Origin of the sequence: Lachnoclostridium sp. An14 (assembly GCF_002160755.1) — a bacterium.
In the GTDB taxonomy this organism is placed as follows: domain Bacteria; phylum Bacillota; class Clostridia; order Lachnospirales; family Lachnospiraceae; genus Lachnoclostridium_A.
The window spans coordinates 1-26,902 of record NZ_NFLE01000005.1 but is presented as its reverse complement, the minus strand read 5'-3'; the positions used below and the strand labels follow the sequence as shown (position 1 = coordinate 26,902).

Annotated in this window: 22 protein-coding genes; 3 read left to right on the top strand and 19 right to left on the bottom strand. The window is 46.7% G+C overall.

Annotated elements, in window-relative coordinates:
- Positions 1 to 74: 74 nt before the first annotated feature.
- The gene (locus tag B5E84_RS04370; RefSeq protein WP_015544351.1) at positions 75 to 332 is read right to left on the bottom strand and encodes a helix-turn-helix domain-containing protein; all 258 of its coding nucleotides are present in this window, start codon (positions 330 to 332) and stop codon (positions 75 to 77) included.
- On the bottom strand, positions 322 to 753 hold the full coding sequence (locus B5E84_RS04365; RefSeq protein ID WP_087219753.1) for an RNA polymerase sigma factor sigma-70 region 4 domain-containing protein: 432 nt from the start codon (positions 751 to 753) through the stop codon (positions 322 to 324). The genes B5E84_RS04370 and B5E84_RS04365 overlap by 11 nt, the downstream gene beginning before the upstream one ends.
- A 299-nt stretch (positions 754 to 1,052) precedes the next feature.
- Here B5E84_RS04365 and B5E84_RS04360 point away from each other — a divergent pair, with 299 nt between their 5' ends.
- Positions 1,053 to 1,376 (top strand): helix-turn-helix domain-containing protein, encoded by a 324-nt coding sequence (locus B5E84_RS04360; protein WP_015544353.1) that lies wholly within the window; start codon positions 1,053 to 1,055, stop codon positions 1,374 to 1,376.
- Positions 1,377 to 1,450: 74 nt separating this feature from the next.
- On the opposite strand, the gene B5E84_RS21210 is transcribed toward B5E84_RS04360, so the two are convergent.
- From B5E84_RS21210 to B5E84_RS04275, 17 genes are all read right to left on the bottom strand, one after another.
- Complete coding sequence (locus B5E84_RS21210) at positions 1,451 to 1,810, bottom strand: metal-dependent transcriptional regulator (protein WP_087219750.1); 360 nt, start codon at positions 1,808 to 1,810, stop codon at positions 1,451 to 1,453.
- Between the two features lie 18 nt (positions 1,811 to 1,828).
- Positions 1,829 to 2,725 (bottom strand): hypothetical protein, encoded by an 897-nt coding sequence (locus B5E84_RS04350; RefSeq protein WP_143469171.1) that lies wholly within the window; start codon positions 2,723 to 2,725, stop codon positions 1,829 to 1,831.
- A 337-nt stretch (positions 2,726 to 3,062) separates the two neighbouring features.
- Positions 3,063 to 4,730, bottom strand: coding sequence for an amino acid ABC transporter ATP-binding/permease protein (locus B5E84_RS04345; RefSeq protein WP_087219745.1), 1,668 nt, complete (start codon positions 4,728 to 4,730; stop codon positions 3,063 to 3,065).
- Complete coding sequence (locus B5E84_RS04340; RefSeq protein ID WP_087219743.1) at positions 4,723 to 6,471, bottom strand: ABC transporter ATP-binding protein/permease; 1,749 nt, start codon at positions 6,469 to 6,471, stop codon at positions 4,723 to 4,725. Before B5E84_RS04340 ends, B5E84_RS04345 begins: the two co-directional genes overlap by 8 nt.
- A gap of 9 nt (positions 6,472 to 6,480) precedes the next feature.
- On the bottom strand, positions 6,481 to 6,891 hold the full coding sequence (locus B5E84_RS04335) for a YbaN family protein (protein WP_087219740.1): 411 nt from the start codon (positions 6,889 to 6,891) through the stop codon (positions 6,481 to 6,483).
- Positions 6,892 to 7,066: 175 nt separating this feature from the next.
- Entirely contained in the window at positions 7,067 to 12,505 is a 5,439-nt protein-coding gene (locus B5E84_RS04330) for an NEAT domain-containing protein (RefSeq protein WP_143469170.1), read from the bottom strand.
- Between the two features lie 119 nt (positions 12,506 to 12,624).
- Positions 12,625 to 13,755 carry a hypothetical protein gene (locus tag B5E84_RS04325; RefSeq protein ID WP_087219734.1) on the bottom strand — a complete coding sequence of 377 codons (1,131 nt, stop codon included), beginning with the start codon at positions 13,753 to 13,755 and terminating at the stop codon, positions 12,625 to 12,627.
- Between the two features lie 238 nt (positions 13,756 to 13,993).
- Positions 13,994 to 14,446, bottom strand: coding sequence for a hypothetical protein (locus tag B5E84_RS04320; RefSeq protein WP_087219731.1), 453 nt, complete (start codon positions 14,444 to 14,446; stop codon positions 13,994 to 13,996).
- Between the two features lie 283 nt (positions 14,447 to 14,729).
- Positions 14,730 to 15,221: a hypothetical protein gene (locus B5E84_RS04315; RefSeq protein WP_087219728.1), complete on the bottom strand. Its 492-nt coding sequence runs from the start codon at positions 15,219 to 15,221 to the stop codon at positions 14,730 to 14,732.
- 20 nt (positions 15,222 to 15,241) lie between these two features.
- On the bottom strand, positions 15,242 to 16,030 hold the full coding sequence (locus B5E84_RS04310) for an ABC transporter ATP-binding protein (RefSeq protein WP_087219725.1): 789 nt from the start codon (positions 16,028 to 16,030) through the stop codon (positions 15,242 to 15,244).
- Complete coding sequence (locus tag B5E84_RS04305) at positions 16,020 to 17,018, bottom strand: FecCD family ABC transporter permease (RefSeq protein WP_087220040.1); 999 nt, start codon at positions 17,016 to 17,018, stop codon at positions 16,020 to 16,022. Before B5E84_RS04305 ends, B5E84_RS04310 begins: the two co-directional genes overlap by 11 nt.
- A gap of 46 nt (positions 17,019 to 17,064) precedes the next feature.
- Entirely contained in the window at positions 17,065 to 17,952 is an 888-nt protein-coding gene (isdE, locus tag B5E84_RS04300) for a heme ABC transporter substrate-binding protein IsdE (protein ID WP_087219722.1), read from the bottom strand.
- The gene (locus B5E84_RS04295) at positions 17,949 to 19,088 is read right to left on the bottom strand and encodes a heme-binding Shp domain-containing protein (protein WP_087219719.1); all 1,140 of its coding nucleotides are present in this window, start codon (positions 19,086 to 19,088) and stop codon (positions 17,949 to 17,951) included. Before B5E84_RS04295 ends, isdE begins: the two co-directional genes overlap by 4 nt.
- A 14-nt stretch (positions 19,089 to 19,102) precedes the next feature.
- Positions 19,103 to 19,894, bottom strand: coding sequence for a class B sortase (locus B5E84_RS04290; RefSeq protein ID WP_015545076.1), 792 nt, complete (start codon positions 19,892 to 19,894; stop codon positions 19,103 to 19,105).
- A gap of 370 nt (positions 19,895 to 20,264) precedes the next feature.
- Positions 20,265 to 21,143, bottom strand: coding sequence for a helix-turn-helix domain-containing protein (locus tag B5E84_RS04285; RefSeq protein ID WP_087219716.1), 879 nt, complete (start codon positions 21,141 to 21,143; stop codon positions 20,265 to 20,267).
- Entirely contained in the window at positions 21,140 to 22,006 is an 867-nt protein-coding gene (locus tag B5E84_RS04280; RefSeq protein WP_087219713.1) for a helix-turn-helix domain-containing protein, read from the bottom strand. Before B5E84_RS04280 ends, B5E84_RS04285 begins: the two co-directional genes overlap by 4 nt.
- Positions 22,007 to 22,295: 289 nt before the next feature.
- A complete protein-coding gene (locus tag B5E84_RS04275) occupies positions 22,296 to 23,264 on the bottom strand; it encodes an AraC family transcriptional regulator (protein WP_015545078.1) in 969 nt (322 codons plus the stop codon).
- 185 nt (positions 23,265 to 23,449) lie between these two features.
- Between B5E84_RS04275 and B5E84_RS04270 the strand changes: the two genes are divergently transcribed.
- Together B5E84_RS04270 and B5E84_RS04265 are read left to right on the top strand one after the other, a co-directional pair.
- Positions 23,450 to 25,258, top strand: coding sequence for an ABC transporter ATP-binding protein (locus B5E84_RS04270; protein WP_087219711.1), 1,809 nt, complete (start codon positions 23,450 to 23,452; stop codon positions 25,256 to 25,258).
- Positions 25,251 to 26,902, top strand: a 1,652-nt coding sequence (locus B5E84_RS04265; protein ID WP_087219708.1) for an ABC transporter ATP-binding protein, incomplete at its 3' end; no start/stop codon positions are given. The genes B5E84_RS04270 and B5E84_RS04265, both read left to right, overlap by 8 nt.

The following is a 26,902-nucleotide window of genomic DNA, read 5'->3' as shown; positions in this document are numbered from 1 at the left end:
TAATAAGCAGTATAGCAACTTTTCAAATGAACTGTCAAGCGTCTTGTTGAAAATTTTTCCCTTTCCATATGCATTTAAAAGCTCTCCATTCCTTTATTCTTACTCTTCTTTTGCCGGTTTTCGTTGTCTTTTATTAAACGGAGCGCCTTTTCAATTTTAAAAGAATCTATGCAAAATAAAAAGGTCAGAGACAATTCCTGGTATAGATCCTCGGAAAATCTCCCGGAAATCATCGCCTGATGAATTAAAAGCGGCCGGAACATCTCATACAACTGCTCTTTCGCCTCTGGATCCTTATTCTTTGCTCTTTTAAGCAACTGTTCAAAATTCATTTTCAATCCCCTTTCTTAGTTTTTTTCTAGCATATGTATATGAGGAAGCCGTCTTTTGCCAATCTTCACCGAGTTTCTCCCCGATTTCTGCAAAAGTGAGCTTTTCAAATACTTTTAAGTACACAATCACCACCTCACGATCATTTAGACGCTGGAAAGCATGGGCCAAATTCCATTGGGTCTGGCCGCAAATCCAAGAGCGAATCTGGGAAGCCTCAGTCCCAACCGGCAAACGCTGTATATCTGCTTCCTCTTCCAGAAAACGGTAAAAATCATAGGGCAATTCTTCCTCTGGCAATGCAATTTCGTATTTCCCCTGTCTTTCCATCTGTTTTACAAATCTATCTTTTGTCCGGTTTAAAGCAGTATCTAAATATTTGATAAAAATATTTTTTAATGGATCATTTGCTGTCTCATTCATAAATCATTCCTCCTGAGTATCATTTGCTTCTTGATATTCAGAAAGAATGGCGGCCCTCGAATCTTTAGCCCATTTATTCCCATATAAAAAGGGGTGTATAGCGAATATAGAACGTAAAAAGAGGAACAGTTAAAAACCATTCCTCTCAATAAAATCCGTATGCCACACGTTTTTATAGCTGGATCCATTAGAGAATCCAACTTGGATCTATATTCGCTATACACCCTAATAATATGGTGTTTATAACCTATGTATTAAATTTGAGTTTCCATTTAAACTAACAAAGAGGTGAACGAGAAATGAAAAGCCCAGACCATGAATTAGGATACCGATTAAAAGCGGCTCGTGAAAATCGTCATCTAACTCAGGAGCGATTAGCAGAAATGGTAGGCATTGCCGCCAGTTATCTGTCAGAAATAGAGAACAAACGTACAGTCCCCAGTTTTAACGTATTATCTTCTCTGTGCCAGACCCTAAATGTTTCCTTAGATGATTTGATTTTTCACACAGAATCTGATCAAATTGAATCTATCACACGGCTTCTGTCTCAGTGCAATGACAAGCAGCTGCTGATCATAAAGGCTGTAATCGAAACGCTGCTGCAATTTAACAATGAACTATAAGCCTGTTTTTAGGCGCAAAAAGGCAGCCCTCCCTCATCCTCCAGGATTTTGGGATAAGGCTGCCCGTTTTCTTTTTACCGTCCCAATTTGTTTTTCATTTTCACATACGTATCATAGCTGATGCTGTGTTCAATTTCACAGGCTTCCCTTTTCGCCGTATCCAAATCCACGCCGCAGTTTTTCAACAGTTCAACCAGGAAATCATATTTATCCAGCAGACAGATCGAAGCCTGCGTCCCTTTTTCTGTCAAATGAAGTACCCCGTCCCTGGAATTAACCAATCCCTGCTTCATAAGTTTGTCCACCGCATTGGAAATACTCGGTCTGGAATATCCCATATAGTCTGCCAGATCCGACCGTCTGAATTCTCCCCGCGTATTCTGTAGGATAAAAATTGCCTTTAAGTAATTCTCTCCGCTTTCATTATGAAACACCCAATCACCCCTGTCCGATCAACTCTCCGGCCATGCCAGGCTGCCGTCCGCCTGGACATTTCTCCCATCCGGAGCCTTTCCTTCCACAAGCATTCTTCCATCTTCCGCCACATAAAACGTCTGATCTCCCCACGAGATATACGCGTTCACGCACATATATCCTGCCCGGTCAAAAAAATACCAGGCGCCGTCAATGCTGCTCCAGCTGTTTTGAGGATAGGAACCATCTGTTTCCCGATACCAGAATCTGCCGTCCCCGCCATCCTGCCAGCCGGTATTTTCATAGCCCACAATCTGGACTGGCCCTGTCTGCTCCGTCTCCTCTGCCAAAATCGGAATGACCTCATATGCCGTCTGATACTGCCTGGCCAGCTCATCGCTGATGGAAATACGCTCCGATTCCACCCAGTCCCCCTTCGTTCCATCTACGGAAACCGTTCGGATCTGATAGTGGTACTCGCCTGCCTTCTGCATGAGGGGCTGGAAATCATAAGACGGGCCGCCTGTCTCTTTTATTCCGCCCACTGGTTTTCCATCCAGATACAGCCGCAGGTGATATGCTTTCGGATTGCCGCTGCAGTTCCATAAAGCCCGTCCAGGTTCCTGCCATCTCGCTTCGGAAAGCTCCCCTGGCAGATAGTCCAGTTCTGCGAACCGGACAAACAAAACCAGGGTATGTTTGTCATTGATCCGCTCTGCCCGCACACATTCCGCTCCCAGCCCGGATACCTGAATCCGATCCAGTGAGGAAGAAAAGTAATATTCTTCTTCAGCATCAATGATCACCGCGTAGACCACCTGGGAATAATCCTGCAGTACTTGATACGTTTCATTATAAGCCAGCAGATCGCTGTTATCCTTCCGGTCATTCTCTTCTTCGTCTTCTTCCTCATCAATATCTTCCCACTGGGACATATATTCTTCCAGGGTTGTCACTTCACTCAGACTGTATTTATTGCTGTTTGTTTCTCCCTCTATTTCCGGAAGCCCGTTTTCATATGTGTTTCCGGCCTCGGAAAACTCCACCTTTACCGTACCGATCAGATCTGATGCCCAAACCGGTTCTGCCGGAACAGAAATTGCCAGTAATACGGCAGCGAATGCTCCTATTTTTTTCCGGCTTACTGTTTTAAAATATCGGGAGAAATTCTTATCGGAACGCTCACCTCTTTTGGAGGAACTGCCCGTTTTGTATTTTCCTCTTTCGATTCTACCTGTAGATTTCCAGCCTTTCATGTGTACCCCCCCCCCTTTACGACACACGGATTTCATCCATTTCATAAACCTGATCCGCGATATTCATGGTGGACTGACGATGCGATACTAAAAGCACGGTTCTCTCTTCCTTTTCTTCTTTTAAGGCCTTTAAAATGATTCCCTCATTTAAGCTGTCCAGATTGCTGGTGGGCTCATCTAAAAGAAGGAAAGGACCGTCATGAAGAAATGCTCTGGCAATGCCGATGCGCTGCTTCTCCCCTCCGGACAGGCTGTCCCCCAGTTCTTCCACCAGCGTGTCATAACCTTTGGGCAGTGTCTGAATAAAGTCGTGAATGGATGCTTTCTTAGCGGCACGGATCACTTCTTTCCTGGTTGCCCCGGGTTTTCCCACCGCTATATTGGCCTCGATGGAATCGTGAAAAATGACCGTTTCCTGGGTGACAAAGCTTTCCATCTGGCGAAGATTGGAAGTATTGATGTTTCTCACATCCCGCCTGGAAATTTGGACACTTCCGGCCTGTACATCCCAAAAACGCATGAACAGTTTCAGCAGCGTGGATTTCCCGGAACCACTGCGGCCATGAATCCCGAGAATACAGCCCTTTGGGATATCCAGGCCGACCTGATTTAGGATTTTTTCTTCTCCATAGGAAAACTCCACATCCTGACAGCCCGCCCCGGAAAAAATCACCGGTTCCATTCCCTGGATTTCCTCGATCTGAGGAGTTTCCTCCAGAATAGAAAGGACCCGTTCTCCGCAGGCCAGCGTCTGATTCAGGTTGTTGGATAAATTAGACAGGGCCGTAACCGGTCCGAAGGAACTCATCATGGATACTGTAACCAGGACAATACCGGAAAAATTTAAGCTGCCGCGGGTATTCAGCCATAAACTGAGAAAAAGCATGGCAAAGGAAAACAGGGAAATGCAGGCGCCGCAGGCTGCAGCTGAATCTCCTTCATGACGTTTCAGCTGCGCATTTTCTTTTGCAAGGGTCCCTGACTCCCGCTTCAGTTCCTCCAGCCGTTCCTTCTGACGCCCATACTGGAGAATCTCCTGAAGACCTCTGAGGCTGTCCAGGATAAAACTGTTCATCCGGCCAAACTGCTGGCGATACGCCATGCCCGCTGCCGCTCCACGCTTTCCATTCCATAGGGGAAGAAGAATCCCCACCGTGCTGTAACCTGCCAAAGCCAGTACCCCGCACAAAGGATGGAAGCTTCCGATCCAGCAGACCATAATCAGACTGGTCAGAAAGGCAATGGCAATGGGAGAAACGGTGTGGGCATAGAAGACCTCCAGCAGCTCGATGTCACTGGTAATCAATGAAATCAGATTTCCCCGGTCTTTTCCCTCCAGCTTTGCCGGACAGAGCCGGCGCAGAGCCGCAAATACCTGATGCCGGATGATGGCCAGAAGCTTAAACGCGATATAATGATTGCATTCCTGCTCAAAGTAGTGGAGAACTCCCCGAAGAACTCCCAGGCAGACTAACAGCAGGAAGATACCGCGAAATGTGTGCGGAAAAATGGCCGGCAAAGGCTGTCCCAATGCCATCAACGCCCCGGCGGCGCCCGCTATAGTAAGGAACGACGCACACAGATACCCTGCCGTTCCCATCATCACGGCAATCACCATAAAAAAGACCAGCGGCCGGATTAATCCGATTAGCTTTCCCATAATGACGATTCCCGGCCTACGCATATGCTTCCACCTTCTTTCCGCTTCCATAGGATTCCAGTATATTCTGCTCCGAATAAAGGGCTGCATAGATTCCCTTTTTCCCCATCAGTTCGTTATGGGTTCCCTCCTCCGTGAGCCGACCACCGGAAAGCACGTAAATGTTCCGGGAGTCCACCACATTCGCCAGACGGTGGGAAATAAGGAGAACACAGTGGTTTTGGGACAACTCCCGAATCACTTCCATAATTTGTTCTTCACTTTCTGCATCAATATTGGAAGTAGCCTCATCAAAAATGTATATGGGCGTATCGTGCAGCAGAGCTCTGGCCAGAGCCAGCCGCTGACACTGGCCGCCAGAAAAGTTGCTGCCCCGCTCCATCAGTTCGGTATCCAGACCTCGCTGGCTTTTCAGAAATTCGTACAGGTTTACTTTTTTCAGTACGGTCTCCATCTCTATTTCGGTCGCCATGGGAGCTGCCATCAGAAGATTTTCTCGGACCGTTCCCTTAAACAAATAACTATTGTGAGATATCATTGTCACGTGGGACAGCAGGCTGTCCTCCCGAATCCGTGACAATTCCTTTCCTCCAATCCAAACCGTTCCGCGATAGTCCCGATTTCGGCCGGTGAGCAGACCGGCAATGGTACTCTTTCCGCAGCCGGAGGTTCCCACCAGGGAAATGAGTCCATTCTCCGGAAGCTGAAAAGACACCTGATCCAGAATCTGCCTCTCCCCGTCGTAGGAAAAGCATACATCACGGAATATGACAGACGCAGGGCCATTCCCAAGACATTCCTCCCCTGCCTGTCCCTCCTCTAAATCAAGGATAGCAAAGAGGCGGTCGGATGCCGCCATGCCATTCATGGCAATATGGAAAAAAGAGCCCAACAGCCGCATGGGGATAAAGAATTCCGCGGAAAGCAAAATCATGGTAACGGTGCCGCCTAAAGAAACCGTGCCGGAGGCAAATTCGCGCAAAACCGCGATCATACCCAGAGCCGCTCCGCCGTAAGCCACCACATCCATCACAATGATGGAGTTTAACTGCATCATCAGAACCTTCATGGTGATTTTTCGGAAATGCTCCGCCTCCTGATCCATTTCCTTTGCCTTTTTCCCATCCGCCTGATAGATTTTTAATGTAGTCAGCCCCTGAAGATTTTCCAGGAAACTGTCTCCCAGCTCTGTATAGATTCCCCAGTACCGGCCCAAAAGCCGCTTTGCCAGTTTCTGTACTCCCATGATGGTCAGAGGAATCAGCGGGACACAGATGAGAAGAACAAGGCTGGCTTTCAGGCTGACGAATGCGAGAACGACAAATAAGGTAATGGGCGCCAGAATACTGTAAAACAGCTGAGGAATATATTTTCCAAAATATACTTCCAGCTGCTCTACTCCTTCTACAGCCACCTGGACCGCCTCGGCCGTGGGAACCTTTTCGTGATAGGAAGAACCTAAACGAGTCAGCTTTTCATAAAGGCGCTGGCGAAGTTCCTGTTTTACATCGTTTCCCGCATTGGCAGAAGCTGCCGATGCCCGGCGGGAACAGTAAGCCCGCAGGCCGATGCAAAGAACGATGACAATGGCCGCTGGCAGGCAATCAGACAAGGATATGAAGCCGTCCCAAACGGTTTGAAAGAGCCAACCTGCCGTCCCCATGGTTATGATGGAGGACAAAAGCCCCAGCCATTGCCAGAAAATATTTTGAATGATATATGTTTTTGATTCCGCCATAAGCGCGAGCAGTCGTTTTTTTATCATAGCAGAACCTCATTCGACCCGGATTTCCCGGTTCTTTACCTTATCTGCCTTTTCATCAATGGTCTTAATTCCAAAGAGAAAATAGGCATAGTGAAACAGCAGCACAGCTGCCAGGATGACCTTTGCAAAAACCGGAGAGAACCAGAATCCAATGGCAATCAGCACGGTCACAAAGGCCAGAATCCGAATCTTTGTCCGTTTCGTCATGGAACGGGTGGCCACAAAGTCGGCCAGATATTTCTGATAGAGACCGGTGGATAAAAACCAACGGTGAAACCGTTTGGAACCTTTTGCAAACAAAACGACTGCAAGCAGAAACAGCGGTGTCGTTGGCAGAATCGGAAGGACAATACCGATGCAGCCCAGTCCAATGCAGATAAACGCCAGCACAACACAAACTCCATTGATTATTCGTTTCATAAATATCATTTCTCCTCTCTCATCTTGCTCGTTCGTTCTGAGGCTCCGGCAACAACTGCATTTGGGGCAACATTCCTGTCTTATGCGGTTTTTGCCGGAATACCAGAAGGATTCCGGGACGGGATCTGCTGCCCTCTTATAGAGGGCAGCGTCCGTCAACCTTGTAATTCCGTTCTTATTCTTCCTGCTGCTTTCTGGATTCCAGCTTCCTTCTAAGATCCGGAAGCACCGTTCCCAGACATATCACAGCTGCCAGGAATCCAACTCCGGCTAACTCTTTCACCGGCATGGGATCGCCCGTATAGGGAATCTCCCGCCCAGCAGCTACATGATTTCCAGACGTGTCTGAGCTGTTGCTCTGTACAGAACTGGTTCTGCTGCTTGTCCGTGAAGAAGTCGTTCTGGTACGGCTGGAACTGCCGCCGCTGCTGCTTCCGCTTGAAGAGGAATCATTTCCCGATGAAGCAGCGGTCTCTGTTACCTGATTGCTCTCCGCCAATGCGTAAAGGCTGAAGTGATCCACGGTCGCCTCATAGTAGCTTCCATTCACTTTTCCACTTATGGTCGTATAGCTTCCATCCTCTCCGATCCGGTAAAGCACCAGCTTGCTGGTATCATAACCGGTAGGAATAGGGATTTGCATGGTTACAGAGCTTGTGGGTTGCACATAACCAGTTCCGGATTTTAATTTGACATCATAAAGGACAAATTGATTAACAAGGGAACTGATAGAACCGTGGGTCATATCATATTCTGCGCCATTTTCCTTTTTGACAACCTCCAGAACGATTCCGGGACCTCCCACATTTCCATAGATGCGGATTCCAGTTTCACCGCTTTGAAGAGTGGGGTTACTGGAGGTACTGGAGGTAGTTGAAGACGTTGTATCATCATCGTCGTCATCTACATCTCCCTCCAGGTCATCCCAGTCGTCTTCATCCACCTCATCCAAAGAATCCCAGTCCACTTTCAATCTGGCTTTTACCGGATCATCGCCCATTACGTCTACTCTGGGGTCCACTTTGCACTTATAATATTTGTCGTTATCATTTGGCAACGGGAATTCGAAAATCCATTTACTATTCTCAGATGAGATTAACTCAGCTTCCTCATAGTCCCCATCTTCATAATAATAGAAATCATACAGGTGGGTGGTAATACCGCTGGTGGTCATTTTTTTGGTAACTAACCGCATAGTGATATCGCCGTCTTCGTCGATATGGACATATGCAGTTTTGTTGACTGCGGGGTCTCCCATGGATGCTTTGTTCAATGTTGCATGCCAGAGGTCCACATCCACCTCATAATAGCCTTCATCTTCATTGCTGCCGGAATCATCCGTATCGTCATCTTCTGCATCAGACGTGTCGTCTACAGTGCTTGTTCCTGAAGCAGCTACCAGCGAATTAATGGCCGAACGGAGATTTTCCTTCTGTTCGTCCACATCTTCCTGTGTAACGTCTTCATCGTCCAGCATAACGAGTGCCAGATCATACTCTGTCTGCAGATTTCTCAGTGAAGCCTCCGTATAGGAACTGGTCATAGAAAGCAGTGTTTTAGCTCTTGAAATCAATGAATTCAAATATTTGAAATTCACCAGATTTTCATTCGAGTTTCCGCCTCCGGAAGTTAATACCAATTCCGAACGGGCATCTTTCAAAAGCTGTACCTGGTCATCAACCTCATCCTGAGTTGCCTGTCCGTCTTTGGCTGACTCCAGCACCTCTTTCGCACTTTCCAATGCCGTCTGCAGATTTTTCCAGCTGGAGGCCGTATATTGGCTGCTGTCATACCCTTCCAGAAGCTGAATCAAGCTCTGGAGAGTGGTATAACGAACAGATGAGCTGTCATCCGGGTCATTTGAATCCTCTCCGCTTCCCGTTCCGCTTCTTGACAGGGCCTCTTCCAACTCCCGGATTGCAGTCTCAATCATAGGAGCCGTTACATCATCGGCATTTTCCAGTGCTTCTGCTGCTTCTCTTGCTCTTCCTATTTCCAGGAGGGCATTGCTGCTGTAATCGGCCTCGTCAATGATATAAGCTTCCAGCAATGCATCGCTTAACTTCAGCTTGTCGCTGCTTCCAGCTACCGGAACCAGTGCATCGATCGCTGCTTCCAATGCCTCCGCTCTTGTGTCAATCATTGCCTGGGTTGCCCATTCATTTCGGATCATCTGTTCAGCAGCATTCAGGCTGTCCTCTACTACCTGCCAGGACCAGCTTGTATAGTCCGCTTCCTTCAGGCGCTCCGCTTCATCCATCGCGTCTTCAATCTTGCTCAAATCCATGGAAGAATTGATGTCCGTAGAGCCGTTGATATAATCCAGGCTGTCCCAGTCTACAATCAGGCGGGCTACCTGAATCGGGCCGGCCGTCATGAGAGGCACATTGACCTCAACGGGAATATATTCTTCGCTTTGGCTTGTGGTAAATCCGAGAACCGATGGATAATCTTCAATGATTTCCGGATATTCCGCATCCCTGGTGTCATAATCTAAGCCATCACTGGTCTGCTTAATATTTACCATCCGCTTCATTTCCTTCAGCTCACCCACGATTCCATCATACTGGAGCTGATTGAAATGAATATATAAGGTCCAGGTTCCATCGTCCAGGATCATCCGTCCCAACTGGTCGCCATAGTCAAGAGCTGCATTTCCCATGGACAGGCTGTCGTCATCCCACTTCCACAGGTCATAATCCACATAATAGGTTCCATCCTCGTAATCGCTGGAACGGCTCGCTGCGGCAGTTACCCGGTATGTAATATGCGGGGATATGGTGGCTACGGTCAGAGCCTGCGACGATTCATCGGACTTGTCTGCTTTTTCTTCCTTCTCTGTTACCTCCTCTTCTTCACTGCTATTATCCTCTTCATCCGAATCGGATGCGGAAACATCTTCGGACTCTTCGGCGCTGTCAAGGCTGTCTTCTGAAATATTTTCTTCCTCCTGAGCGGGTTCTTTCTCTTCCCGATTCTCTTCCGGGGACGGCGCAGAATCTTCCTTATCTGGGGACGCCGTCTCCTCATCGGCACTGGAATCCGCTTCCGTTTCACCGGTACTCTCTTCTGCAGAACCGGAAGTCTCCTTCTCCGCGTCGGAACTTTCTTCCGCTGCACTGGTACTCTCTTCAGCTGTGCTGGAACTCTCTTCTACTGCCTCGGTGCTCTCTTCTGTTGCGCTGGAGCTCTCTTCAGCCGCATCAGTGCTCTCCTCCGCACTAGTGCTTTCTTCGGCAGCTGTAGTACTTTCCTCCGCCGCCCCGGTACTCTCTTCGGCTGCACTGGAGCTTTCTTCTGTCACGCTGGAACTCTCAGATTCTTCTGCCGCGCTTTCTTTTTCAGCGTCAAGCTCCTCCGGAACTTCTTCCGCTTCCACCAGTTCCTCATCTAAGATGACTTCCGGAATATAGTTCTCAAGCAGCATAATGGAATTAGCAGCTTCCTCTTCTATATTATCTTCTTCCAGCAGGGCATCGTAATGGAATGTTACGGAATCCTTCAATGCCAATATCTGGTTTTCAGATAAATAGAAGTTTCTTGCAACGCCATAATCTGCCGCGGCTATCGCGGAAACCAGAGAATCATAGCCAATGTAGCCCGGGAATCCCTGACTTTCCACATCCGCTTCCACTTCATCCAGATAAGCGGCCAGTTCTTCAATCTGGTCTTCATAATTCGTCTGATAGATTAATCCATTTCTGGCTTCCAGAATTTTATCAATTTCTTCCTGTATTTCTGTCTCTGTCAGCTCGTTTTGGGAAAGAGCCTCCGCCGCATCCAGTACTTCTGAAAACGCAGCCCAACTGTCAGCTGTAAAGTCAGACTCATCCAGCCAGGAACGGTAATCCTCCACCAGAGAAAGCACTTGATTATCGGAACTATGGTCCGGATCATCATCCGGGTCGTCGGTCGCTTCCTCCAGTGCTGCCATTGCGGCTTCAATGGAGAGAACATATTGTTCGTAGTCTTCCGTACTGATATTGTCCGTATCAGCGGTAGACTCGGTCAGCTCATCGTAGAATTCTTTTAGTTCGGCGCGGCTGGCGGAAGTATACGTTTCATCGTTAATAGCGGCAGCGATTTCACGCTTTAACTGGCTTAACTCTGTCAGCTGGTCGTCAGATGCCTTTTCTTTGAGGCCGTCTATGGATTGTCTCAATAAATTGACTTGAGAATCCACCGCTACTTGTTCAGCATCTAAATCAGTTAACAAAGTTTCTGCTTTTCGAATTTCTATTTCTAAAGTTTCAACTGTATTAACCGTATACTTATCTTTATTTTCGAGTTTTTCATTGGCTTCCTCCAGCAAATTTTTCAGCGCAGACATATCTGCACTGAGAAGTACAGCATTTTCAAAGTCCATTGCCATATCACAAATTTCTTCGCCAAGTATCAAAACTAAAGACCGTTCTGTATACGGGAAAGTAAATGTGACCGTTGTTTCATCATCGGAATATATCACATCACTATATGGTTCTCCATACTCTAAGCAATATTTTATTTCAGGCAATCTACTGCTATCTGTTCTTCTTAAAGATATTGTCATCATGCCGTCTTCTATTACTGCTACCGCATTTTCGAAATCCTTTAAATCTGACTCTTCCAAAAATGGTATTTGATAGCGTCCTTCATTTAGCGCTATAGAATTCATCGCGGTTTGAAGAGAATGGCAAACATTTAAAATTTCGTCTTCTTCTACATCATCTTCCCACTTTGTAATTTCCTCTTCTGCTTGCTTAATTGCATTATTAACATATAATGATTTTTCTTCTGACAATTTCTCCGTTTTTTGATAATATATTGCATTGTCAAGTGATACTTTAGCCACAGAACGATCATATGTATTTAAAGGATTAACTCCATCGGAAGCAGGTTCTATATCACTTACTCGTAAATATGCCGGTTGCGCACCAGTGCCGCTTCCGGGTGTACCACCTGTCATACCATCCATAATAGGGACATAAAACCCGACTTGATAAGCATAAGGATAATTGGAATCCTCCGGCAAGGGATTTGTCAATTCTACACAAACACGCTTAATATTATGTGCAGAATAAGTCTGTAAATCAGTTTCCCAAATAGGCTCTCCATTTTCCGTTTGATAAGCTAAGTAAGTTACTTCCTGCTTGTCATCCTGGTCAATATTTCCAGTAAACATATTGCTTACGTAACCGAACTGACCGCCTAAATTTACCCCTCCCACCTCGGCGTATAAAGAAATTTTTCCATTTTCTCCAATTTCAAGATATGCTGGCGTTGAAGAAAATGCTTCATTAGCCATGGATGTCTGTAATGGATCTGATTTATTGGCAATTGTTACCTTACATTGATAAATTCCCTTCTGTAGTTTTGATAAATCTTCTGCTTCACCAGCGTCATATAGCAACAAGCTTCCATTTAAAGTATTTTTCGATACTGATGATAATGTAAAGGTTCTGTTTTCTCTATCTAGTCGGTCTCCTGGCCTTGCAGGTGCAATATTAACTCCATCTGTGGTAATAGCATATACTCGGTCTAAATTCCACTCCTCTGGGATTGGTACTTCTATATTAACTAACTGAGATGCATCTTTTTCTTCTCCATTTTCATCCAAAACAGAGAATGCATACACTCTATAATCTTTTGCAAATGTCGTGTAACTTTTGAACTGTGTATCTCTAAAATCTCGATTTACTTCATCAGCAGTAAATTGACTTCCCTCTGGGAAATCGTTGTCCCAGTATGTAAATTTTACATCTCCATCTGTAACTGTAATTTGTTGATTTTCATTTTTTTAGGTGTAATATACAGGGATGAAAACCAATATTCTTGTGATGCTTCATCCATTCCGATATTTGCCTCTTCTGTTTCTGCTGTTGTGACTCTTAAAGCAATTCCCATAGCCATATCTTCAAAAGAAGTATATGTTAATGTTATACTTCCATTTTGAATAGGCACTTCTTCATATTCTGCCCAATAATCATTCAAAATGTCTCCAAAATCAAGAAATAAAGTATCATCTTTTGATTCAGTAGGATGTTTTTTATCAATTTCGATTTTTTGAATTTTATTGTTTCCTTCTAAAGTATTAACTTTAATATTTACCTGTATAGAACCATCCGCAGTTCTTTTTACAGTCACATCTTTATCAAAACCTATATCAAATAGATTACTTCCATTGGTCACCGTCCCGTTTCTACTTGCTAATTCTGCATTCACTGTTGGAGTATTTCCTGTATATCCCATCCATAGTGCATTAAAAGAATCTTCTGTTTCCGTTATTTCATTAAATTGGAAAATATCATTTTCAGATATTTGCAGGACTTGATTAATTGCAAAATAATCACCTTCCGCTGAATATGTACGCAATATCAGGGGTGTATTCAAATCCGGTATATGAAAGCTTATTAAGCCTGTATCTTTCTCGTGATTATATGATTCGATGGTTACTTCTTCTTCCGGTAAATAATATTCGTTTACAGTCTCGTCAAATGTTAAAATATCTTCGAATTCTTCTTTTTTATTATATGAACCTAATGGAAATTTATTTAATCCAATGTCTAATACTTCGTTAGATTTTTCGGGTTTTATAATTTGTATTAAATCCAAACAGCTATAAGTTCCAATTTTTATTGAGATACGATAGCCATCATCTTCCTCTTGCAGTTTAGCCATCTCACCAATTTGGTTACGGTAGTGAGAATACGCACTAAACCCTACATTATCCAATTTTCCATTACTTATTTTTATTGGAACATATGATTCCAGACTTGTCTCTGATGTATTTTGAATATTATTCGCATTTTTTGTTGTTGCAAATGAATACATAGGGACCAACAACAGTACCACAAAAATAAAGATAAACCATTGCTTGTTTTTCATATCACACCCTACCAATCAAGTAAACTTTTTATAATTTAACGCTTATTCTTCCAAAATGATAGCAAACTTAATTTTTAACAAGGCGATTCTAAACATACATAATTAGTTAAAAATTTTGTGCCAATAAATGCAATTCAAAAAAATATTTGAAGTACTATACAATATTCAGGAATGGGCTGATAGTCTTTCAGCCCATTCCCCTAAAATCAATCACACGAACGCTTTAGGTAAAATGCAATTACTGCATCGGCACATAAACGCTCTGCGGATTATGCTCATAAACCGGCGCATCTTCACTATCAACGATAGTTACAACAATGCAGAAATTAGCATACTCCTCATCCTCAACTGTTGTTTTAAGCTGATTCTGATTGTAAACAATTGCATTTGAGGTTTCATTATAAAGGACCGTTTCCCCCTCATCATAAACCATATCATTATCAGCATCCACAAACGCATTTGTGATTCTCCCTGCATATGGACCATACTGAGCATCCTGAAGGTTCATGGTAACCCTGCTGCCTCTTACGGTTACGCTTTCTACACAATCCTGTCCCATTCTTGCCGGCCCAAAAACGCCATTTTCATAAACATAAAAATAATTCGTTTCTGCTGCCATAGAGGTCATCGCTCCACCAACCATCATAGCTCCTGCCATTGCCACTGCTGCGAATCTCTTTAAAGTTTTCATAAAGAACTCCTTTCCTCCCCATTCCAAGGGGAATAAAAAATTGTCTTGCTATCCGCTTTCAGGATGCTGCCATGTTCTTTCGCATAGCGTTTTTTTACGCCGCCGGCCTCCATGTCTCCGCAGCTTTATTCAGTTGTAAAGTTTCATCAAAACACTGCTTTGCACCACCCTTTTCTGTATTCGCGACTACAGATTTACGGCAATGCTGCCGCCATTGGTGAAGCAGCTGGATTAGAATCCCTGTTTTATCAGGGACATTCCCTCTTTTGAAAAAGGCGTCTTGTCATAATTCCAGCTTTTTCCGAATCTCCTCTGCAATACATCTCACATTCTCCTCCTGAAAATGAAGCTGATCTGTTAACGGAACCCCTCTCTTTCCCCAAAACTCCTCCAGAAGTTCCTTATCCTCCGGCGTCAGCTGCTCAATCCGGTATCCTCCCATGACAAACCAGCTCCCATCCGCTTCCCGTCCCATGGGCTCCTGGATAATCTTTAAAAATGCGGGAAGCGCCTGTTTCGCCAGTCCCACGCCCACAACGCCAATAAATTTATCCTTTAACTCTTCCTGATGTGCCTTCAGATAAGGCTTCAGCACCTGGGCCGTATCGTAGGCCAAGAAACCGAATACCAGAAACAGGTTCGTCACATCATCCAGGCCTTCCGGCGCCTCCGCTGCCGGAAGACACCGTGCATCCGGCAGGGAGTCCCTGAGAATCTTCGCCGTTTTCTCAGAATGCCCGTATTTCCCTTCATATAAAATCAGAGTCTTTTCCATATTCTGCCCTTTCTGACCGCTTATACGGTTATCACAAATTTGCGTCCATCAATCTCCGCCACCGGGAGCCGGATTCCATACAGTTCCTGCAGGATCTTTGCGCTTACCACTTCCTTTGGATCTCCTTCCACCACAATCCGGCCATCCTTCATCCCGACGAAAATGTCTCCATATTCCATGGCCTGATTGATATCGTGGAGAACCATGACAATGGTGATGCCGTATTCCCGGTTTAGATCACGCACCAGCTTCAGAATCTCAATCTGATACCGGATATCCAGATAAGTCGTGGGCTCATCCAAAAACAGCACATCCGTCATCTGGGCCAGGGCCATGGCAATCCAAACCCGCTGCCGCTGGCCTCCGGACAATTCCGCCACACTTTTATTCCGGTGCTTTTTTACATCGGTGATTTCCATCGCCCATTCGACCGCTTCTTCGTCCTCCTGACCGCCGGCCGTTTGGAAGGCCCCCAGATACGGCGTCCGTCCGTATCCTACAAGGCGTTCTACCGTAAGATCCGGCGGAGCCGTGTTATTCTGATGGACGATAGCCACCTTTTTGGCAAAGTCTTTCAGACGCATTTCATCAATGTCTTCCCCTTCCAGAATGATGGAGCCTTCATCGGGGTAGAGATTTTTGGTCATTAATTTAAATAAGGTAGATTTACCGCAGCCGTTGGCTCCCATTAAAACGGTAACCTTCCCTGCCAGAATGGCAAAATCCAGGTTTTCAAGGATATTCTGTTCGCCGTCATAGGAGAATGTCAGGCCTCTGGTCTCCATTACCGTATCTTCGCTATACTCCATAAGTCTTCTCACTCCTTCGAATCAGAATAATCAGCATGGGGCCTCCTACGATTGAAAGCAGAATGGAGGCGGAAATCTCATAGGGCGCTGCAATGGTCCGTCCCAGGGTGTCCGCCAACAGCATAAGGAACGCTCCTCCAATCATAGAAAAGGGGATTAGAATCTTATGGCTGGAGCCGACCAGAATTCTTGCAATATGGGGTACAATCAGTCCGATGAAGGACACTACCCCCAGTTCCGCTGTGGAAATGCTGGCCAGCACCACCGCAATCAGCGATACGCCGATGCGCGTCATCGTTACATTGACTCCCAGACCCCGGGCCGTCTGATCGCTCAAAGAGAGAAGGTCACATTGATAAAAACTCATCCAGGCCAGCACCAGTCCCAGTACCGCATATCCGGTGATGATATAGACATCGTCCCAGGTCTTCTGCGAGATGTTGGCATTGGCAATGGAAGCCACGCCGCTTAAACTCCCGCCAGTCATAGAGTTAAACGCCTGGGTTAATCCGGTGAACACCGCGTTTACCGCCACTCCCACCAGGATCACCCGCAAGGGGTTCAATCCGCCTTTAAAAGCCAGCAGATAGACCAGACCACAGGCCAGAATTCCTCCCGCAAAGGATAAAAGGGGTGTAAAGAAATAGAGGGAAGGGAACAATCCTGCGATCAGCACGGCCACAAAGCTGGCGCCGGCGCTGACTCCGATAATTCCCGGGTCTGCAATGGGGTTTTTCATGCAGGCCTGGAACAGCACGCCCGATACGGAAAGAGCGGCCCCGCCCAGGGAGGCGATGAAGATTCTGGGAAACCGGAGATCCCACACGGTAGCCACATCCGGATCATATGCCACAAACAATCCCCGGAAAAGCTGGCTCATGGATACATTCAGGCTTCCCGTATTGACCGCTATGTAAATCATGAGCAAAAACAACAGGATTATCACCAGGAACCACAGACCGGTATGTCTTTGCTTTTTCTTTGTCATACGGCTCTCCGCCGTCGCTGTCTCTGTCATTGTCTCTGTCATCTTATTACTCTCCATATAACATCGGCTGCAGGGTGTCCAGGGCTTCCGGGAAATTGAATTTGGCGCTCATCCCAAATTGGTCGTAGGGAAGGTCATAGACGCAGCCATCCTCCACTGCCCGGAAATGTCTCCAGATATCATTGGTTTCAAATTCTTCCTTAAACATGTTTACCACATCTTCCGGCATGGCATGAGCCGCCCGGAGAATAATGTCCGGGGCTTTCGTCTGCATGTCTTCCGTATTGGCGATGATAAAATCTGTTTCCTCATCCTCATACACATTGGTTCCTCCCGCCAGACGCACCAGGCTGCCCACGTAGGATTTTCCCGTAGCCACCACATAGGAACCTGGCAGGCCCATAAGTACAAGCACCGTGGGACTTCCCTTGTCCACGTTCACCTGGCTGTATTCGTAGTAGAAGGCGGAAAACTCGTCAATCATCTCCTGCGCCTCCTCCTGCCGTCCAAAGAGCTCGCCCAGCTGCTCCACGCTCTTATACAGTCCTTCCACGCTTTCCAGGTTTAAAAAGATTCCGTTGAGTCCGGCCGCTTCCAGTTTTGGCTCCATATCCGTCTGCAGGGAGGCGGGGCCGATCACCCAGTCCGGATTTAACGTCTTAATCACTTCCATATCCGGCCCCATGGCCGTCCCTGTCCGGGTAGCATCATCATAGCGGGCTGGTATTTCCGATAAAGTAGAATTTGGGACTCCTACCAGGTCAATATCCAATCTCGCCATAATATCCACCACGGCAGGGCTGGTCGCCACAATCCGAAGTTCGTCCGCTTCCCCCGCCGCCGCTGTATGAGCATTCTGGTTCACACATCCGGATAAAAGCAGGGCCGCCGCGCTGAATGCGGCCATCCATACAGTCCTCTGTTTCCTTCTCATTTCTCTGTCTCTCCATTCCGGTCATCTGCCTTTTTTGCGGCAGCCGCTGCCTGCCTTCTGCTTTGAACCACAGCAGCATACGTAAATCGAAGGAGCAGGATACCGGATATCCCCAACAGAACCACCATAATCATCTGGTTCGTACTCCAGGTTACGCTATCATCCGAAGTAAGATCTTCTAAATCCGTATCACCGGTCAATCCGGTGATGCCCACCGCTTCCTCCAGCATGGGTGCGGTCAGAAGCCGCGCTTCCCGAAGGGAAACCGAGGCCAAATCGTAGGAGGTTTCCAGATGATACTCCTCATCATCCGCAGTGGATGCAGAAAGTCCTTCCTCTGTCCCGGCCGCCGTCATCCCGCTGCCTGCCGTTGGCTTTTCTGGTATTCCCGTCACAGGGTCATCCACATTTCCGCTGCCATTGACGGAATGTACAGCAGAGCGGCTTTCCTCCAGCTCTTCTTCTGGAGCGTACGCTTCTTCCTCGTAGATTGGTTCCTCTTCCAAAAGCTCCTCCTGAGCCTCTGTCTGCGGGGCCACAGTTTCATTTTCCAGCTCAAAGGTCTGAAGGCTTGTGATGAAGTCTCCGCTTCCCGCTACCGGGTTTGAGGCCTGGAAGTAATAGATGACACTCCGGCCCATGGGGTCCACATAGGCTCCCCCGCGGAAGGTAGAAGTAATATCCGTAATCTGCATCCGATAATCGGTAAAACCGTATTTATCATGAATATCCGTTGCGGAAGAATTGCCGCTCTGACTCTGCATTTCCGTGTAGGATAAATTGGACCAGGAACTGGAACCGCTTGTCCGTTCCTCAAACGTCACATCCCCGATAAACTGATCCAGATAGTACCGGACAGTCAGATATGCAGTTCCATTTTCATCTACTTCCAAAAGTCCGGTGGAGCCGCACAAGTTTTCTGTCATTCCCTGTCCGATGGCCTCATTGTTTCCCGGATCTTCAATATCTCCGGTCACTGGGTCGCGGTAAGAAGGGGTTACCGTGACAGTGTAAGTTCCGGGAGACTGTGCCGCAAACGCGTTCCGAGCCGGCAGTGCGGACAGAATCAGGGCTGCAATCAGCGCACCTGCATAGCAAAGGATTTTCCGTCTGATTTTTCTGACTGTTCTCTCCATCCTTTCGCTCCTCTCTACTGAATCCGCTTTGCCATAACCACCAGCCGGCCATCGTCCACGCTGTAGTCGCAGGTAGCCAGGGTCAGGAAATCGTCCCCATAGGCCATATCCACGCCCGTGTCATACAAGGAAGCACTTTCCATATTTTCAATCACATCCTCCGCCCCATCGTCTCTGGCTGTTGTAAATTCAAAAGGAAGTTCCTCTACATCGTTGGACTTTACCACTGCGGCAATTTCATACACCCTCGACTCGGTCAGCGTATCAAACTGAATCGTTTTATGAGAATCCCAGTAGCTTTCCGATTCATAATTCAGCAAATCCGCAAACATGGAACCGTTTTTCATGTTGTGGCCGTAGATAATTACGTTTCCGCCGAATTCATCCACGCTGGAAAGCTCATCCATAAACAGCAGACCATTATTGCTGTCCTCTTTGTCAAACCCTCTGTGGCTGTAATACTCCGGATCTTCCGGCGTCCACATCACCGGATAATCAATACTGGTGCCGTCGATAGTCAGCCAGCCGATTAAATCCGGATTCTGCATGAACAGCTCCTGGTATTGCGCCAAAATCTGCTGGTCTCCCAATACCATATCCGGATTACTATCTTCCTCTGAAGCCTCATTCCGAATCTGACGCAATACTTCAATCGCCTGCTCATCCTGTCTTGCCTGCATAAAATAGGCGATCAGCACCACCGCGCAGACTGCCCCCACGCCCACACAGCCTTTCTGTACCTGTGATTTATATTTTCCCTGTCTCCACTTTTTTTGAAATTGACGAAATGCTTTTTCAAAATTCATAGTTTGGCCCTTCCCTTTATACTCTTTGGTTAGCTTTAGCTAACTTTTGTCCTTAAAAATAAGAATACTGGTAACGGTTCTGTCGCACGAACAGTTGCGAATATTCTTTAATTCATCCTGGTTATCCTTGGCTAACTCTTTTTTTAACACATTTGAGCCCTTGCGTCAACGCGTTTTTTCCAGTTGTCGCAAGGGCTGAAACATATTTCCGATTTACCAATTCGTGTCAAAACAGTCTTTTTTTGTGTTCACAAAAACTTCACATTCTTGTATTTACGGGGTTTTCAATGTCGCAGGGCTGCGACAAATATATTAGTTATACTTATTTATATATTAGAATTTTAAATGAAACTTTTGCCGTTTTACATTTCTATGTCAATCCCCTGCGGATGCGAATCTGCATCAGAGCTTCACGCTCTCCCATTGCTTCCATTCCGGAGGAACAGGAAAAGCGGATGCTGGTCATTCCACGGATCAGTTTAAAATCTTCCCCTTCGTAGGACAGCCAGAATGCAGACATGGGCAGCAATGCGGTTCCCTCTGTCAAGGGAGCTTCCATCCACTCCCCGTCCATTTTATATCGGACGCTTCCCGCTTCTCCCCGGAACCACTTCCCGGAGGCAGACTGCTGCTCCATCATGCGGAGGGTCAAATGGATGGTTCCTTCCCCATCGCGGATTTCCAGCACGGCCGGATGCAAAAAGCCCCGATGGGCCATGGACAATTCCAAAAGTTCCTGGTCATTGTCTTTTAAAAGCGTGAAGGGAATGGCATACCGCCCATCCGGCATATGCAGTCCCAGTTTTTCTTTGAAGTTTTCGCCGTTTACACTGTACCAGTTGCAGGCAGCCGAGCTGGGATGAAACTTGCAGCCCCGGCAGGTCAGAACTGAATTGCTCAGAGACGTGATCAAATCATCCGTGCAGTTTTCCATGATCATATTGACATTATAGGCGATGCTGTTCTTATTAATCTTACAATGTTCCAGCCATTTTTCCAGACGAAGTTTTTTTATCTTCCAGTTCTGAAGCCAGTCATAGCCGTATTCCGTCAGACGGTAGTCCGAATCGAGGATGCCGGCTTTGATATACCGCTCCGTAAAACGATATACAGTTGACCGGTGGACTCCCATCTGCTCCGCCACTTCCTGGATGGATGGGCGCCCATCCTGCTTTTTTGACGCATTCTGCTCCAGAGCGATCAGATAATCCATTGCCTGATTTTCCTGTATTTTCCCTGTTGTATTCATCCTTCCTCCTGCTCCTCCTTCTCATACTCACAAGAGTGCTGTGCAATCATCGGCAGCTCCAGCAGCGCTTTATATTCCTTTTGCTGTTTTTTTCCGTCTGCCTCCGGCTCCAAAACAAGAAGCTTAAGTTCCAGCCTTCCTTCCAGCATTTTATATTTCGGCACCCGGATAAAGGTAAAGGCATCAATGGGAAGCTGCAGCGTATTTTCTTGCGGCTTTCTTACGCGTTCTTTTCCATACACATCAAAATATACTTCCAAAAGCACTGCCTCTTCACTATGCCAGTGAAGTACAAGACAGCTTTTTTTCAGTTCAATCATCAGTTCCGCTTCAGGATGAAACCATCTGCCGGCCGGAGAGAGCCCGCGGAAGTATCCGCCGTTCTCCTCCAGGTCCCAAAGGCAGATACCTTCCTTATACATTCCGCTTTTAATCTGACCAAAAAAATCCGTGTGGTCGATAATCTCCATCTCGGCCTGGTTGTGTCCCCGCATCTGCTCCATGGAATATCTTCCCTGGATATGTTCCAACAGCTGGTTGGAAGCGGTAAAAAACAGCTGGTCAGCCAGATTGACCGCCTCCTCGCCGGTTATCCCCCAGGTGCCTACAAACCAGTAAACACCCTGCCACCACCGAAGATGCTTGCGAAAGATCCTCCTTCCTTTCTCTGTAATCTGATAGGTTCTGGGAAGTAAATATCCCTCTTCCACAAGACTGCCCAGATATCGCCGGACATTCCGCTCCTTGTCTCCGGTCCGTTCCGCTAAATCGGCTGCCGTATATTTCTCATCCTCCTGCAGCCCGTCAAGCAATCGCAGATACCGGAATTGTTCTTCTGTCAGTTCCATGGCGACTTTCTCCATCCTGTTCACTCTCCTTTTGGCACAAATGAAAGTTCATATGGTTAGGCAACGCTAACCATATGGCAAAAAAAGAACTGTCTTTGATTTTTCTATTTAAAACAGCCTTTCATGTGTTGCATTATACACATGCTTTTTATGAAATTCAAGAAAAAAGTACAGAACAGGCCCTTGCATTTCGATTTCAAATGGTGAGCCGGTTGTAATGCTGCAAATATCTATCTTTAAAATCATAGGAACCATATCAGTAAATCAAACCCGTAAAGCGTCGGAAACAATTCTGGCGCTTATTCTATTTTCGCTTTGCTGTTTTTCTATACTCAAGTGGTAATAAACCTGTACTCTTTCGGAACAATTCGGCAAACCGGCTTGATGTAGAATACCCTATTGTTTGAGCGACTTGTCCTACCGTTAGCTCTGTATATGCCAGCAGATACTCTGCCTGGCTCATTCGCCGCTGCTGGATGTACTCGGTGATTGTGCAATCATAGTATTTCTTAAAACAGGTCTTCAGCTTCGTTGTTCCCATACAAGCAATCTGCGTCAATCGTTCCAGGGAAATATTCGAAGCGTAATGGTCACTTAAATACGAGGCAACCGTCTGAATACTCTCTATATCCTGCTGCGAGAGCTTGTGAGCCGTTTTTTCAGGATGTTTCTTTTGATACTCAACCACCATGGAAACGGCCTCTGCTACTTTGCCCTCGTAAAAAAGTTTTGCGGCAACCCCTTCCCCACGATAGTCTTTGATTTCTGTGAGCAACCGCGACATTTCTGGAAAGTCAGAAGTCTGGTCGATTTTCCGAAAAGCGTCAACTGGATTGATTTGCGCCTCCGGGTACAGCTTCTTCAGGTAATCTTCATAATACGCCGGTGCAATCTCAATCCCAATCGAACGGATCGGAATATTCTTATGGATCAATACTTTATAGGGTGTGTAGCCTCCAATAAAGGTTTTGATACAACCAGCAGACAATCTGCGGTATGGAGATAGTTCTTCACCGGAAATCGAGTCATAGCGTGTAATACTCAAACATTCCGGCAAAGAAAATTCCAACATAAAATCCTCATGGAATGAAAAGTTGTGTATCTTAATGTCATAAAGGTCTTTCTGTCCATAAGTCCAGTAAGTGCCTTCTCCAACTTCGGGAGAAAGTTTCCAGCATATCCCCAAATCACCATACTGCTGATTGTCTGGATCGCGGATAAATCCATGACTAATCAGAAGAGGTGTATACAGCTTGTCGATAATTTCGGACATAAAAATAGACCGCCTCCTTTTTGCAACGATTGGACGAACTTTTGAAAGGAACGGACGAACATCGCTGGAACCTATTGCATGTTGTTCGATACGAGCGTACTGTATTAAATGACGGTTAGCAGCTTCTAACCAGAGGATATCACAAACCACTTGTCGAGTCAAGACAACGAAAGGAGAGGTGATCTATGAAACAGAAAAAAGAAAACAGAGTAGCTTTGCTGCTCCATTGGGCCGGTGAGCAAAAAATCTGGCTGTTCCTGGCGATTTTTCTATCGGCGGTCAGCGGCCTTTGCATTATCGTCCCTTACATTGGAATTTACCGGCTGATGGACGCAACATTCAATCATGCCTGCACGCAGGAATTGGTTGTGCAGACCGTGGCAATGATTGCGGCGGCGGTAACTTTGCGATTTGCCCTCTTTGGCTGTTCCGGCGTAGCAGCCCACAAAGGGGCCTACGGCGCTCTTTTCAAAGTGCGCTGCATGGTTGCAGAACACATGGCCAGAGCGCCTTTGGGGGCCTTGAATGAACGGCGCACCGGGGACATAAAAACAGTTCTGAATGAAGATATTGAAAAGCTGGAGCTGTTCCTGGCCCATAATCTTCCTGACCTTGTGTGCTATCTGGTGGGGCCGGTAGTCATTTTTCTTTATCTGATGACCGTTAATATTCCTCTGGCATTGATTTCCCTGATTCCGCTAATCCTTGCTGTTGTTGTAATGGGAATGATGTTCCGCAACACGGATGACCTGATGGAACGGGCCAATCGCTCCATTACCACACTGAACTCGGTTATGATTGAGTACATCAGCGGCATGAAACTGATTAAAGCCTATAACATGGGAAGCAAATCGTTTCAAAAGTTTTCAGACGCTATTCAGGAAGAAAACGCCATGTGGAATGAAACTTCCCGGCGCATGGGGCCGCCTTATGCAGCTTTCGTAGTTATCATCGAATGCGGGATGCTTTTGATGGTTCCAATCGGCGGAATGTTTTTCCTGAAAGGCTCGCTGGCGGCCAGCTCCTTTTTGCTGTTCGTCTATGTAGGTTCCATGTATCTGACAGAAATCCGCCCCCTGCAGGAACTGGGGACTAATTTTGCCAATGTGCTGAACGCTGTGACCAAGACCAAAGAAATCCTGGATATTCCGATTTACAAGGGTGGAACGGACTTTCCCCAAAATCACGAGATTGAACTTCGGAATGTCTGGTTTTCCTACAAGGTGAATGGCTCCGAAGGAGACAGAGAAAGCGGCCTGGGCCGTGACGGCAGGACCGATGTACTGCAAGGCGTCAATCTTAAAATTAAAGATGGTGAACGTATGGCCCTTGTAGGGCAGTCTGGTGCCGGCAAAAGTACCGTGATTGAGCTGATCTCCCGGTTCTATGATGTGCAGCAAGGCGAAGTGCTGATTGGTGGGAAAAATGTAAAGGAACTCAATTATGATACTATCCTGAAAAATATCGCCATTGTGTTCCAAAAGACCTTCCTGACCCGTGACAGCGTTTTAGAAAATATCCGCATGGGCAGTAACGCCACTCTGGAAGAAGTGCGGGCCGCCGCAAAAGAGGCGCAGATTGATGATTTCATCATGTCTTTGCCAAATGGATATGACACAAAGGTGGGCAGTTTCGGCTCCCGCTTCTCTGGCGGTGAAAAACAGCGGATTGCCATTGCCCGCGCTATCCTGAAGAACGCCCCCATTTTGATTTTAGACGAAGCCACAAGCGCCTCTGACCCGGAAAATCAGATGGAGATTGACAAAGCCATTCAAAATCTCTGCAAGGGAAAGACCGTTATTGTGGTGGCCCATCGTTTGAGCGCGTTGAAGATGTGCGAGCGTGTAGCAGTAGTTGAAAATCACACAATTACCTGTGTCGGAACCCATGAAGAAGTCCGAAAGAACAATGCTTACTATCGGAAGGCGTGGGAGGACTACGAAACAGCTCGGAATATAACTTATCGGTTGGAGGGAGGCGAGCAGAATGAGTGAGCACAAGGTGAATGGCTCTGAAGGAGCCAGAGAGGGTGGCCTGGGCCATGATGTATTGAAAAAGAACTGCAATTTTTATATTGGCGTTGGCGGGACTGTTCTGGAAGGGCTTCTTTCCGGCAGCTTGTTCATGCTTCTTTACTCTGTCATGCAGCTTCTGTGGTCAGGGCAGTTTGATATGAACCGGGCATTGATATTGACTGGTGTAATTGCGGTCATTTTCCTGCTCCGTATTCTGATTTACAGCTATGGTTATACCAAAGCGCAGATTGGCGGCGCAGAGGTCAGCAAAAACATCCGGCTTTTTATGGGCGACCATTTGAAGCGTATCCCGCTGTCCCGGTTTACCCAGGGACAGACCGGCGATTATATCAATACCATCACAAGTGATGTAAACAACTATGAAAAAATCCTGACCCATAAGATCGGCGATCTGGCAAAGAATTTTGCGCTTTCGCTCATGCTGATTATTTTTGTGATGACCATTTATGTGCCTGCCGGAATGATCCTGCTGATTGCCGACCTGCTTTTGATCCCTGGACTGTGGCTTTCTTTCCGTATGGTTCGGAAGTATGGTAAAGAAAAGAATGATATTTGTGCGGAGAATGTCAGCAGCATTGTAGAGTATGTGTCTGGTATTCAAACTTTCCGGGCCTATGGCGTAGGTGGTTTGAAGAATAAAACCGTTATAGGCGCCATGCGGGAGTTCTGCCGGATCAGCTTTGTGTATGAAGCGAAAGTCCTTCCTATCGGCGCTGGATTTGGCATTTTAAGCTGGCTGTCCTGCCCGCTTGTTATCTGGACAGCTTATGCGCCCTGGGCTGCCGGAACACTGGATACAGTATCTTATCTTCTGATCTGTATGCTGCCTTTGTTCTGTGCAAAGCTGGCAAACTCTATTTTTGTAGACCTGACAAGTTATAAGAACCTGATGATTTCCAAAAACAAAATCCTGGGTGTGATGAACGAACCAGAGGAAACTGGCAGTATGGAGCCGCTTCAAACGGCCACCCATGAAATCACCTTCGACAGTGTGGACTTCTCGTATGTACCCGGAGAGCCGGTTCTGAAACACGCCACCTTTACGGTGCCAGACCAGAAGCTCACGGCCATTGTCGGGGACTCTGGTTCCGGCAAATCTACCATTCTGAACCTGATTGCAAAATACTACGAGGCGGATGGAGGAACCATTTCAATCGGCGGCAAACCAATCAACCATGTGGCCGCAGAGCGTGTACTGGAACAAATCTCTATGGTAGACCAGGATGTATTTCTCTTTGACGATACCATCCGGGACAATATCCGGCACGCCCGCCCCAATGCCACGGACGAGGAAATCGAGGCCGCCTGCCGGGAGGCTAATTGTGACGGCTTCATCCGCAAGATGGAAAAGGGCTATGATACGCCGACCGGTGAGAATGGAAACCTTCTCTCTGGCGGTGAGCGTCAGCGAATTTCCATCGCCCGCGCTATCCTGAAAAACAGCCCGATCCTGCTTTTGGATGAAGCAACAGCGTCCCTTGATATCGAGAACGAGCTGGCAGTAAAGCAGGCCATCGCCAATCTGCTGAAAGAGAAAAAGACTGTGGTAATGATTGCTCATACCCTTTCCATCGTCAAAAATGCAGATCAAATCCTTGTGGT